Origin of the sequence: Streptomyces sp. SKN60 (assembly GCF_026236535.1) — a bacterium.
Taxonomy (GTDB): domain Bacteria; phylum Actinomycetota; class Actinomycetes; order Streptomycetales; family Streptomycetaceae; genus Streptomyces.
In genome coordinates, this window is the sequence record NZ_JAHTMW010000010.1 from 226,275 (window position 1) to 238,213 (window position 11,939).

General features: G+C 72.9%; 13 protein-coding genes. 5 read left to right on the plus strand and 8 right to left on the minus strand.

Going from position 1 to position 11,939, the window contains the following annotated elements; genetic code table 11:
* Positions 1-123: 123 nt before the first annotated feature.
* Positions 124-396, minus strand: coding sequence for a hypothetical protein (locus tag KV205_RS19005; protein WP_265865607.1), 273 nt, complete (start codon positions 394-396; stop codon positions 124-126).
* A 275-nt stretch (positions 397-671) separates the two neighbouring features.
* Between KV205_RS19005 and KV205_RS19010 the strand changes: the two genes are divergently transcribed.
* Positions 672-2,318, plus strand: coding sequence for a serine/threonine-protein kinase (locus tag KV205_RS19010; protein WP_265865608.1), 1,647 nt, complete (start codon positions 672-674; stop codon positions 2,316-2,318).
* Here the strand turns inward: KV205_RS19010 and KV205_RS19015 are convergent.
* Positions 2,302-3,108 (minus strand): SGNH/GDSL hydrolase family protein, encoded by an 807-nt coding sequence (locus tag KV205_RS19015; RefSeq protein ID WP_265865609.1) that lies wholly within the window; start codon positions 3,106-3,108, stop codon positions 2,302-2,304. The genes KV205_RS19010 and KV205_RS19015 overlap by 17 nt on opposite strands.
* Positions 3,109-3,334: 226 nt before the next feature.
* Entirely contained in the window at positions 3,335-3,709 is a 375-nt protein-coding gene (locus tag KV205_RS19020) for a GntR family transcriptional regulator (RefSeq protein ID WP_265865610.1), read from the minus strand.
* Positions 3,710-3,783: 74 nt separating this feature from the next.
* Between KV205_RS19020 and KV205_RS19025 the strand changes: the two genes are divergently transcribed.
* On the plus strand, positions 3,784-4,713 hold the full coding sequence (locus tag KV205_RS19025) for a GNAT family N-acetyltransferase (RefSeq protein ID WP_265865611.1): 930 nt from the start codon (positions 3,784-3,786) through the stop codon (positions 4,711-4,713).
* A complete protein-coding gene (locus tag KV205_RS19030; protein WP_265865612.1) occupies positions 4,694-5,218 on the plus strand; it encodes a DUF402 domain-containing protein in 525 nt (174 codons plus the stop codon). Before KV205_RS19025 ends, KV205_RS19030 begins: the two co-directional genes overlap by 20 nt.
* Positions 5,219-5,378: 160 nt before the next feature.
* Here KV205_RS19030 and KV205_RS19035 read toward each other — a convergent pair whose 3' ends face one another.
* From KV205_RS19035 to KV205_RS19050, 4 genes are all read right to left on the minus strand, one after another.
* The gene (locus KV205_RS19035) at positions 5,379-5,795 is read right to left on the minus strand and encodes a DUF6299 family protein (RefSeq protein WP_265865613.1); all 417 of its coding nucleotides are present in this window, start codon (positions 5,793-5,795) and stop codon (positions 5,379-5,381) included.
* Between the two features lie 170 nt (positions 5,796-5,965).
* Positions 5,966-7,468 carry a tripartite tricarboxylate transporter permease gene (locus KV205_RS19040; protein WP_265865614.1) on the minus strand — a complete coding sequence of 501 codons (1,503 nt, stop codon included), beginning with the start codon at positions 7,466-7,468 and terminating at the stop codon, positions 5,966-5,968.
* Between the two features lie 3 nt (positions 7,469-7,471).
* On the minus strand, positions 7,472-7,954 hold the full coding sequence (locus KV205_RS19045; RefSeq protein WP_265865691.1) for a tripartite tricarboxylate transporter TctB family protein: 483 nt from the start codon (positions 7,952-7,954) through the stop codon (positions 7,472-7,474).
* 68 nt (positions 7,955-8,022) lie between these two features.
* Positions 8,023-9,006, minus strand: coding sequence for a tripartite tricarboxylate transporter substrate binding protein (locus KV205_RS19050; RefSeq protein ID WP_265865615.1), 984 nt, complete (start codon positions 9,004-9,006; stop codon positions 8,023-8,025).
* Positions 9,007-9,171: 165 nt separating this feature from the next.
* Between KV205_RS19050 and KV205_RS19055 the strand changes: the two genes are divergently transcribed.
* Positions 9,172-9,846: a response regulator gene (locus KV205_RS19055; protein WP_265865616.1), complete on the plus strand. Its 675-nt coding sequence runs from the start codon at positions 9,172-9,174 to the stop codon at positions 9,844-9,846.
* Positions 9,847-10,018: 172 nt separating this feature from the next.
* Positions 10,019-10,963 carry a lytic polysaccharide monooxygenase gene (locus tag KV205_RS19060; protein WP_265865617.1) on the plus strand — a complete coding sequence of 315 codons (945 nt, stop codon included), beginning with the start codon at positions 10,019-10,021 and terminating at the stop codon, positions 10,961-10,963.
* 3 nt (positions 10,964-10,966) lie between these two features.
* On the opposite strand, the gene KV205_RS19065 is transcribed toward KV205_RS19060, so the two are convergent.
* Entirely contained in the window at positions 10,967-11,836 is an 870-nt protein-coding gene (locus KV205_RS19065) for a triacylglycerol lipase (protein WP_265865618.1), read from the minus strand.
* Positions 11,837-11,939 lie beyond the last annotated feature (103 nt).

Below are 11,939 nucleotides of genomic sequence, written 5' to 3' on the forward strand. Positions count from 1 at the left end.
GCGGGGACACGTCCGGCGGCGGGTCGGAAGCGGGTCGTGGGCCGAGCGGGGGCGGGCGGGAGCGCTGCGTCGGGGTACGCGGGAGCCCGGCCCGGACGGCCTGTCAGCGGGGGGCGTCGAGGGTCAGTGGTGGCTGCCGAAGAGCGAGCGGCGGAGCCGGCGGAGCGGGGCGAAGAGCGAGACCCGCGAGCTGCGGCTGCGGTGGCCCTGCATCGGCACCTCACGCGTACGCGTCGTCAGTTCCCGCATGAGCAGGGTCGCCTCGGCCGCCTCGCGCTGCGGTATGGCGGGACCGCCGAGCACCGCGAGATGGCGGTCGAGTCGCGAACTCGTCGCGCTGCTCCCGCAGGTGATGGCAGGCACTCGCGGCCTGCTGCGCATTGCTATCTGTTCCATGTCACTCCCCACCCGTACGAGGGCACCCGGCCCGGGCAGGTTAACCCTATCGCTCCGCTACGACACCCGTGTATTCCGGCCGCAGGATTCACCGCTTGTGTACGGGGGTTGACGATCACTGTCCGAATCCGTCTGATTCCAGGGTGAGTTGGACAGCGATCGAACACCTGTCGAACCGTCACGAACCATCCTGCACGCCCGGCCCCCACCCGCGGCCCCGCAACAGGGTGTGATCTCCGCCACCAAAAGCGGCGACCCTCCGCTACCGTGGAGAGATGACGGTCATCGCGGGGCGTTACCGGCTGCTCGACGTGCTCGGCGAGGGCGGGATGGGCACCGTCTGGCGCGCCCGGGACGAGGTCCTGGGGCGCGAGGTGGCGGTCAAGGAGGTACGCGCCCCGGCCGGTCTGCCGGACGCCGACCGCGAGCGCCTCTTCGCCCGCCTGGAGCGGGAGGCCCGGTCCGCCGCGCGGATCACCCATCGCAATGTCGTCACCGTCTACGACGTGGCCCTGGACGACGACCGCCCCTGGATCGTGATGGAGCTGGTCCGCGGGCTCACCCTGGCGGAGACCCTGGAGGCCGAGGGGCCGCTGCCGCCGCGCCGGGCGGCGCACGTGGGCGCCGAGGTGTGCGCGGCGCTGCGCGCGGCGCACGAGGCGGGGGTGCTGCACCGGGACGTGAAGCCGGCGAACGTGCTGCTCGCCAACGACGGGCGGGTGGTGCTCACCGACTTCGGGATCGCCGCCGTGGAGGGCGTCTCCCCGCTGACCATGACCGGCGAGCTGATCGGCTCGCCCGAATACCTGGCGCCCGAGCGGGCCCTGGGGCACACGCCGGGGCCCGCGGCCGACCTGTGGTCGCTCGGCGTGCTGCTGTACGCGGCGGTGGAGGGCGTGTCGCCGTTCCGGCGGGAGACGCCGCTGGACACCCTGCGCACGGTGGTGGACGAGGAGCCGCTGCCGCCCGCGCACGCGGGCCCGCTGGCGCCGGTGATCGAGGGGCTGCTGCGCAAGGACCCGGAGCAGCGGCTCTCCGCGCGGGTGGCGGAGGATCAGCTGCGTCTGGTCGGCGCGGGCGGCGCGCCGCGCACGGAGCCGCCGCCGGCGGGGGCGTACGCGCCGCTCCCAACGGGAGGTCCGGGCGGGCCCGGCGGCACCGGCGGCACCGGGCCGACCGCCCCGATGCCCGTACCGGCCCCGGTGCCCGGCCCCGGCCCGGAGGAGTCCGGCCGTCCGCGCCGGCGGTGGGGTCTGGTGGCCGGGATCGCGGCGCTGCTCCTGGTGGCGGGCGGGCTGACGTACGCGGCGCTGCGCGACTCGGGTGCGGACGACGGCGGTTCGCCGGTGCCGCCGGTGACGACGAGCGCGCCGACGACGGCGCCGAGCACCGCCTCGCCGTCCACGTCGGCGGAGACGGGCACCACCTCGCCGAGCGCGACGACCACTCCCCCGGTGTCGGTGATCGTGAGCGTGCGGGCGGTGCGCGACACGTACGAGGGCGCGTGTCCGCCGCCGCTCGACGCGGCGCCGCAGTTCGCGGCGGCGGTGACGGTGGACCGGACGCCGGCGACCGTGTCGTACCGCTGGGCGACGGAGAGCGGCGAGAAGCAGGACGCGGCCTGGCGGACCCTGGACTTCCCCGAGGGCGGGCCGACCGAGCAGCGGCTGCCCCGGACGCAGGCGGACTATCCGGCGGGGGCGCAGGTGAGCGACCGGATCCGCCTTGAGGTGCGGGATCCGGTGGCCCGCGAGTCGAACTGGGTGGATTTCTCGGTGACGTGCGAGGAGACGGCCCCGCCGCCGTCGTCGCCGCCCGCGACGACGGCGACTCCTTCGGGCGGGACCGCCTCCCCGGGCGGTGCTCCCGGCGGTGCGCCGGGCGGTGGTGCGGGGACGGCCGCGGCTATGCCGCGCCGCTGAAGGTCGGCAGGTAGCCGCCGGACTGTCCGGCGGCGGTCGGGTGGTACGACTCGCCGATGTTGAGCCAGTTGAGGCTGTGGAGCCAGGACGAGCCGGAGCAGATCTCGTGTCCGGTGAAGGCGGGGACGACACTGGCGAAGGGGAAGCCGTGGTTCGCGGCGCGCTTCGCGGTGGCGGCGTTGAGGTAGTCGGAGGCGTCGTTGATGGCGCGGCGCTCGTTCTCGCTCAGGCCGGCCACGCAGGTGCCGTTGAGCTGGTAGAAGCGCGGGTAACCGAGCACCACGACGCGGGCGTTGGGTGCCTTGTTGCGGATGGCGTTGTAGACCGAGTCGAGCTTGCCGGGCAGGGTCGTGTCGACATAGGCCTTGGCTTGATTCACTCGGTTGATACAGGTCGCCTCGGACTGCAGGACACAGGTCGTCATGACGTCGGCGAAACCGGCGTCGTTGCCGCCGATCGTGAGGGAGACCAGGTCGGTGCCGGTGTTGAGGGGTCCGAGCTGATTCGCCGTGACATCACCCGTTCGGGCGCCCGAGCAGGCGGTGAAGGCGAAGGAGGACGGCGCGTGGGCGTTCTTCCAGAGGACCGGATAGGCCTTGGTGGAGCGCTTGCAGTCGCCGCTGGCGCTGTCGTAACTCCCGGCTCCGACACCGGAGGAGTACGAGTCGCCCAGGGCCACGTAGTCCACCGCGGCGGTCTCGGCGGCCTGTGCGACCCCGGCCCCGGTGAGGGCGAGGACGGCGCCGAGGAGCAGCGAGGACGAGAAGGCCGTAAAACGGGACAGTTTCATGGAACCTCCCTGTAGCAGGATCTCTGCGTTACCAGGTAGTAGCAGCGGATCCCGCCCACCGGAAGTGTTCATGTCAAAACTGGTGGTGGACGCGCGTTGAAACCTCTTCAGGAACCAATGGATTCAAGCCAGTCGACGAACCGTCACGAAGTACCGCGAGGAGGGGTACGAGCGGGAGGGGTGCGCGGACCTTCCGCGCCCCTCCCGCTCGTACCCCCTGTCCGGCCTACTCCTCGTACGCGGCCCGCAGCGCGTCCCGCACCGCGGCGCTCGCCGCGTCGTGGCTGAGGCCCAGGCGGTGGGCCTCCGTGGCATAGGCCGCGGCGGCCGTGGCGGCGAGCCGGGAGGCCGCGTCGGAGGCGGCGGCGACGAAGGTGCCGTTGCGGCCGCGGGTCTCGATCACACCGTCCGCCTCAAGGGCCTTGTACGCCTTGGCGACGGTGTTCGCCGCGAGGCCCAGGTCCTCCGCGAGACCGCGCACCGTCGGAAGCTTGTAGCCGACGGGCAGCTCGCCCGAGCGGGCCCTCTCCGAGATATGGGCGCGCAGTTGTTCGTACGGAGCGGTGGTGGAACGGGGATCCACGCTGATTCGAAGCGTCACCCGCCTGATTCTGCACCCGGCCCGCCGGAAAATGGGAGGCGGGCGGCGCGGCCCGGCGCATACCGTGCGGTGACATGACTGTGATCGTCCGCGATGTACGGCCCTCGGTCCCCGAGGACGCCGAGGCCTTCGCCCGGGTGCGGCGTGCCGCGCTGCCCTGCATGCTCGCGACCGGCCGGCAGGTCGCCCACGACTGGGCGCACGCCCATCCCGACGCCCACGCGAGGCCGCTGCTCGCCGAGGCCGACGGGCAGGTGATCGGCACCGCCGAGGTGTCGCTGGCCCACGAGTCGCCCGAGCCGGGCATCGGTGACGTCAATGTCTACGTCGACCCCGCGCACCGCCGCCGGGGCGCCGGGGCGCTGCTGCTGCGCGCCGCCGAGGAGCATCTGGCGTGTGCCGGGGCGGACACCCTCTACAGCTGGGTGCTCGACGAGCCGGCGAACCTCGCCTTCGCCGGGCGCCACGGCTATGTCGGCAGCCGCTCGGCCTATTTCCTGCGCCTCGACCTGACGACGGCCGCCCTGCCGCCGCTGCAGGAGGCGCCGGCCGGGGTGGAGCTGCGCACGGCGGCGGACTTCGCCGCCGACCCGCGCCCGCTGTTCGAGCTGGACGCGCTGACCACGGCCGACGAGCCGGGCGACGTGGCGGCCGAACTCGACGACTACGCGCACTGGCTGGCCACCACCTGGGAGCACCCGCTGCTCGACAGGGAGCTGACCACGGTCGCGGTGGTCGACGGGCGCCCGGTCGCCTTCAGCGCCGCCCGCACCGACGGCGAGGGGCGCTACGGCTCGGGGATGACCGGCACCGCCCCGGACTTCCGGGGCCGGGGCCTGGCCAAGCTGGTGAAGAACGCCTCGCTGCATCTGGCCCGGGCGGCCGGCTGTACGGAGGCGTTCACCGGCAACGACGCCGGGAACGCCCCCATGCTGGCCGTCAACCGATGGTTCGGCTACGAGATCCGCGCGAAGGAGACCCGTCATGTCCGCCGCCTCGGTTGATGTCGACAGCGAGATCGAGAGCAAGAGCGAGGTCAAGGTCGAGATCGTCCTGATGAAGGCCGGGCGGACCAAGATCCGCTATCCGGCCGAGCTGCTCGCCGACGACGGGACGCGGCTGACGGTCCGCGCGCCGTGGGCCGCCGACGGCGTCCGGGACTTCGGCTTCGTGCGCTTCGAGCCGGGCGACGTCTTCACCGAGCACTACTGGCGGGACCGGTGGTACGCGGTGAAGGAGGTCCGGGCAGGCGACGGCACGCTCAAGGGCTGGTACTGCGACGTGACCCGGCCGGCCGTGGTGGCCGCGGACGGCACGGAGGTGGTGGTCGAGGACCTGGACCTCGACCTGTGGGTGTCGGCCGACGGGCGCGAGGTGCTGCGGCTCGACGAGGACGAGTTCGCGGCGAGCGGGCTCGCCGCCGCCGACCCGGCGGCGGCCGAGCGTGCCGTACGCGCCCTCGACGAGCTGGCGGCGCTCGGGCCTATCCGGCAGATTGGGGTCGGGTAGGCCGCGGCGTCTGGTGCGGTGCATCGCAAGGCGCCGGAGCGTCGCGATAGCGGAGCTATCGGGGCGCTTCGGCAACACGGCGAGGTGCCGTGCCAGGCGTCGCGGACCCGGCCATGATCTGCTGGACAGGCCCGAGGCCGGGACGGACTGGTCCGGCTGCTCAGCCGAGCGTGACGTCCGCGTCCTGGGTGGCGAGGAAGCCGGGCATCGGCAGGCCCATCGGGCCGGTGGCGGTGAGCTGCATCAGGGTGGCCTCCACCTGGGCCGTACCGGCGCGGTAGGCGGGCTCCTTGACGACGGCGGTGTTGGTCCAGGGGTGCACCAGGCCGTCGCAGACGGCCTGGGTGCCGCCGATCCCGGTGGAGCGGTCCCCCTGGATCAGCCGGGAGCTGACGAAGACCGGTCCCGCGCTGTCGTCGACACAGCGGTAGGTGCCGGAGAGGGTGACCGTGCCGTCCGCGGCGACCGTGCCCCGCGGGTCGACGGAGACTCCGTCGGCGGGGCCGGCGTAGGCGGTGGGGGCGGTGGCCGCGGCGGTGGCGAGCAGGGCGCCGGCGAGGACGAGGCGAGCACGCATCGTGGGGAATCCCTTCGGGGTGGGGGTGGGACGCTGCCCGCCAGGGATACCGGATCAGGCCGCCGACTGTCCGAAACTCACCCCTTCGGGGGCGCGTTGAGGAATTTCCCGATGTGCGTACGGTCGTACGACGCTCCCGCCCCGCGCCCCCACCCTCAACCCCGCCCCGGTCACGCGCGGGCGGTGGCCTCGCGGCGCCGTCCGATCAGCTTCCGCAGCAGCGGCCAGGCCAGCAGGATCAGCACGACCGCGTACACGGTGACCGAGAACGGGGTGTCGACGAGCCCGGCCGGCGAGCCGTCGCTGATCTGGAGGGCGCGGCGCAGCTGCTGTTCGGCGGCCGGGCCGAGGATGACGCCGATGACGGCGGGCAGGACGGGCAGTCCGTAGCGCCGCATGCCGAAGCCGACGAGCCCGATGGCGAGCAGGATCGCCAGGTCGAGGGCGGCGCCGCCGACCGCGTACGCGCCGACGGCGGCGAAGAACAGGATGCCGGCGTAGAGGTACGGGCGGGGGATGCGCAGCAGTTTCGCCCAGACCGGCGCGAGCGGCAGGTTGAGCGCGAGCAGCAGCACCATGCCGACGAACAGCGAGGCGATCAGGCCCCAGACCAGGTCGGGTTCGCGTTCGAAGAGGAGCGGGCCCGGCTGGATGCCGTACTGCTGGAAGGCGGCGAGCATCACGGCGGCGACGGCGGTGGTCGGCAGCCCGAGGGTGAGCATGGAGACCAGGGTGCCGGCGGCGGAGGCGGAGGCGGCGGACTCGGGGCCGGCGACGCCCTCGATCGCGCCCTTGCCGAACTCGTCCTTGTGCCGGGAGAGACGCTTCTCCGTCACGTACGACAGGAAGGTGGGGATCTCCGCGCCGCCGGCCGGGATCGCGCCGAACGGGAAGCCGATGAGCGGTCCGCGCAGCCAGGCCTTCCAGGTGCGTCGCACGTCGGAGCGGCCGAGCCAGGGGCGGCCCACCGGAATGGCCTCGCCGGTGGTGCGGCGCAGATGGGCGGCGACCCACAGGGCCTCGCCGATGGCGAAGAGTCCGACGGCGACGATGACGACGTCGACGCCGTCGGCGAGCTGGAGGGAACCGAAGGTGAGGCGCTGCTGGCCGGTCATCTGGTCGAGGCCGATCAGGCCGATGGTGAGTCCGATGAGGAGGGAGGCCAGGCCGCGGATCCGGGAGGAGCCGAGGACGGAGGTCACCGCGATGAACGCGAGGACCATGATGGCGAAGTAGTCGGGGGCGCCGATGTCGACGGCGAGCGCGGCGACCGTAGGGGCGAGGGCGACGAGCAGGATCGTGCCGGCCAGGCCGCCGGTGAAGTGGCCGATGGCCGCGGCGGCGAGGGCCTGGGCGCCGCGCCCGGCCTTGGCCATCGGATTGCCTTCGATGGCGGCGACCACGGCCGCGCTCTCGCCGGGGGTGTTGAGCAGGATGGAGGTGGTGGAGCCGCCGAACATGGCGCCGTAGTAGATGCCGGCGAACATGATGAAGGCGCCGGTCGGCTCCAGGCCGTAGGTGACGGGGAGCAGCAGGGCGACGGCCATGGCGGGGCCGATGCCGGGGAGCACGCCGATGGCGGTGCCGAGCAGGACGCCGACGGCGGCCCACAGCAGGTTCATCGGGGTCAGCGCGGTGCCGAACCCGTCGAGCAGGGAGGTGAGCGAGTCCATGGGTCAGAGCACTCCCATCAGCGGGCCGCCGGGCAGCGGGACTCCGAGCAGGTTGTTGAAGACGACATAGGTGAGCAGGGAGAGCGCGGCGGCGATCAGCGGGTCGCGGTGGTGGTGGCGGCTGCCGAGGGCGTAGGCGGCGCCCCAGAAGAGCAGGGCGCCGGAGACCGGGAAGCCGAGCGGGCCGATGAGGACGGCGAAGCCGAGGAAGACGCCGGCGAGGAGCAGGACGGTGCGCCAGTCGCTCGGCTCGGTCAGGTCGATGTCCTCGCCGCCCTCGGCCTCGCCGCGTCCGCCGCGCAGGACGTCGACGGCGAGGAGGACGGCGACGACGAGCAGGCCGGCGCCGACGACGAGGGGGACGGTGCGGGGGCCGACGGGGCCGCGCTGGCCGATGTCCACGGTCATGGTGAGGGCGTCGGTGAGGACGAGGACGCCGAGGAGGAACAGCAGGGCGCTGACGCCGAGTTCGGAGTGCTCGCGCAGCCAGGACTTCCTGGCGGTGGGGGTTTCGGCGGTCGGGGTGGTCTCTGGCGTCGTGTTGCCGGTCGTGGTCACAGGCCGAGCTCCTTCAGGACGGTTCCGACCTGCTTGTCCTGGGCGGTGAGGAAGGTGCCGAACTCCTCGCCGGGCAGGAAGGCGTCGTTCCAGCCGTGGGTCTTCAGGGACTCCCGCCATTCCTTCGAGGCGTGCAGTTCGGTGACGAGGCCGACGAGCTTGTCGCGTTCGGCGTCGGTCAGGCCGGGCGGGGCGACGATGCCGCGCCAGTTGATGAACTCGGTGTCGAGGCCGGCCTCGCGCAGCGTGGGCGCGTCGAGGCCGGGGACGCGTTCGGCGCCGGTGACGGCGAGCAGGCGCAGTTCGCCGGCCTTGATCTGGTCGAGGTACTCGCCGACGCCGGAGACGCCGAAGGCGACCTTGTTGCCGAGGATGGAGGCGAGGAGTTCGCCGCCGCCGTCGAAGGGCACGTAGTTGACGTCCTTCGGGGCGATGCCGGCGGCGCGGGCCATCAGCATGGGGGCGAGGTGGTCGGGTCCGCCGGGCGAGGAGCCGCCGCCGACGGGCAGTCTGCCGGGGTCCTTCCGCCAGGCGGCGAGCAGCTCCTGGATGGTCTGGTACGGGGAGTCCCTGCCGACCACGACGATGTCCTGCTCCATGGTGAGCCGGGCGATCGGGGTGGTGTCGGCGAGGGTCTTCGGCGTCTTGTTGGTGTGGACGGCGCCGACGACGCCGAGGCCCATGGACATGGCGAGCCGGCCGTTGCCGTGCTCGCCGACGAGCCGGGTGAGGCCGACGGTGCCGCCGGCGCCGGGCAGGTTGAAGACCTCGATGTCGGAGGTGAGTCCGGCGTCCTCGGCGTTCTTCGCCGCGGTGCGGGCGGTGATGTCGTAGCCGCCGCCGGGGGTGTTGGGGACCATGAAGCGCAGGCCGGGTATCTGTGTGCCGGTGCCGGCGCCGCTGCCGGAGGTGAGCAGCGGCGGTCCGACGAGCACGAGCAGCGCCGCCCCGAGCAGGGCGAGGGGAGTGCGCAGGCGCACGGGTGCCGCCTCTCGAAGGGGAACGGGGGATGCCCGAGGGGAGGTCTCGGGGGATGCCTCGGGGGATGTGAGGTGGCCCACATGTTGCCTGCGCGTGAGGAAGCTGTCTCTCTTCCGCAACCAACGGACGTTGTGGTCCTTGTGGTCGCGTCCTACCTTGTCGGCGTGACGAAGGTGCTGGTGGTCGACGACGACTTCATGGTGGCCAAGCTGCACTGCCGCTATGTGTCGGCGGTGCCGGGCTTCTCCGTCGCCGGGGTCGCGCACACCGGCGCCGAGGCGCTGCGCGCGGCGCACGCGCTGCGGCCGGATCTGCTGCTGCTCGACATCTTCCTGCCGGACATGGACGGGATCGCGGTGCTGCGCGAGCTGCGGGCGGCGGGGCTCGCGACGGACGCGCTGTTCATCACGGCGGCGCGGGACGCGGACACGATCCGCTCGGCGCTGCGCGCCGGGGCCCTGCACTATCTGATCAAGCCGTTCAACCAGGCGGCGCTGCAGGAGCAGCTGCGGCACGTGGCGGCCCTGCACGGGCGGCTCGACGACCTGGCGGAGGCGGAGGCCCGGCAGGAGGACGTCGACCGGATCTTCGGGGCCCGCCCGCGCGGCTCCCGCGAGCTGCCGAAGGGGCTCGCGGCCCCGACCGCCGATCTCGTCGACACCATTCTGCGCGCGCATCCCGAGGGCCTGTCGGCCACCGAGTGCGCGGAGGCCGGTTCGCTGTCCCGGGTGAGCGCCCGCCGCTATCTGGAGTACTTCGCGGCGACCGGCCGCGCCGAGATCACCCTGCGCTACGGCGGTACGGGCCGGCCCGAGCGGCGCTACCGGCGGGTGGGCTGACGGCGTCGGCCGGCACGGGTGCGGGTCCTGTCTGTGCCCCCGCTTAGACGCTCCTTAACGCGACCATAAGGATCGGTCCGTGCGGCTTCCGGGGCCCGGATCCGCGCCTTTCGAGGGCTAGTTTCCTTGGCAACCCCCCACACCCCCACCCTCGTGAAGGAGTTGTCCCCCCATGACCTCACGCCGTTCGGCCGCCGCGGCCGTCGTCTCCACCGCCGTGCTCGCCCTGTCCGGGCTCGCCGTCGCCCCCGCGTTCGCGCACGGGTCGATGACCGATCCGGTGAGCCGGGTCGCCGGGTGTCACGCGGAGGGGCCGGAGAGCCCGAAGTCGGCGGCGTGCAGGGCGGCGGTGGCCGCGGGCGGGACGCAGGCGCTGTACGACTGGAACGGGGTGAACATCGCGAACGCGGCCGGGAAGCACCGCGAGATCATCCCGGACGGCGAGCTGTGCAGCGCCGGGAACGAGAAGTTCAAGGGGCTCGACCTGGCGCGGGCGGACTGGCCGGCGACCTCGCTGAACTCCGGGCCGCACACCTTCCGTTACAAGGGGACCGCGCCCCACCGGGGGACGTTCGAGCTGTACGTGACGAAGGACGGGTACGACCCGTCGAAGCCGCTGAAGTGGTCGGACCTGGAGGCGGAGCCGTTCGCGACGGTCGTCGACCCGGGGATGCGGAACGGCGACTACGTGTTCACGGGCACGATCCCGGAGAAGTCCGGGCGGCACCTGATCTACTCGATCTGGCAGCGCTCCGACTCCCCCGAGGCCTTCTACACCTGCTCGGACGTGGTGTTCGGGAAGGACAGCTCCCCCACCCGGGCTCCGGCGCCGAGCGCGCCCACGGCGGCGCCCGCCACCGGGCACGGGCAGCACGCCGGGCACCCGGCCACGCCGACGACCACCACTCCGGCGAGCGAGGCCCCGGCCGCTCCGACAAGCGAAGCGCCGCAGACCGCCGCTCCCGCCCCCGCGCCCCAGGGCGGCTCGGGTTCCGGTGAGGAGCTGGCGGAGACCGGGGGCGGCGCCGCCACGCCGTATCTGGCGGGGGGCGGCGCCGCCGTTCTCGCGGTCGGCGCGGCCGTGCTGTTCGTCACGGCGCGCCGCCGGCACGGATAGGGGTCAGCTGAAGACCGAGGCGCAGGTCGTCGGGGTCGCGTGGGCCGGGTCGAGGGCGTTGTTCACCTCGTGGAAGACGATCCGGTCCACCGTGCCGATGGCCACGTGCTCGGACAGGTCGAGCGCGCACCGGTCCTGGAGCAGCACGTTGCTGACGTTCGGTCCGGACAGCCAGCCGGACTGGTACGGGGTGACGACCTCGTCGTACTTGGTGGCGATCACCGTGTACCGCACGCCGGGCACGGTGTCGCCGCCCGCGTTGAGCTTGGTCATGAACGCGGAGCCGGCGATCTGGTCGGCGAGTCCCGGGGTCGCGCTGGTCAGCAGGTCCTGGGCGCCGGGGAAGTACGGCAGCAGCTGGGTGAGGCCGCTGAGCGTGGTGCCGTGGTTGTCGGGGGCGATGCCGACGAGGGCGTTCACCTTGTCGGCGCCGCCGAGGAACTTCAGGTAGTAGCGCGGCATCATGCCGCCCTGCGAGTGCCCGACGAGGTCGGCCTCGGCGGCGCCGGTGGCGGCGAGGACCTTGTCGACGTACGCGTCGAGCTGGGCGGCGGAGGCGTCGATCGGGCCGAGTCCGTTGAAGAACGGCACGCCTGGCAGCTGCCCGTAGTCGAGCGAGAAGACGCAGTAGCCCCGGTTGACCAGATAGGGGGCGAGACCCAGCCAGTTGTCGACGGAGTTGCCGAAGGTGCCGTGCACCAGGACGACGGGCCGGGGGTGGGCGGCGGACGGCTTGCAGGTGTAGTCGTTCCAGCCGCGACTGGGGGCGTCGGCCTGTGCGGCGGCGCCGGGGACGAGGGTGGCGGCGGCGGTCAGGAGCAGGACGGACAGCGCTCGGGCGATGTGCTTCCAGGGCGGTTTCCAGGGCAGCATCGGGCGATCTCCTTGCGGCTCAAGGGGAATGAGGGAGTGCTACGCCCTGCGGTCCGGACCACAAGTGGGGATGTGCGCTTTCCGCCAAGTTACGGATGGGTAG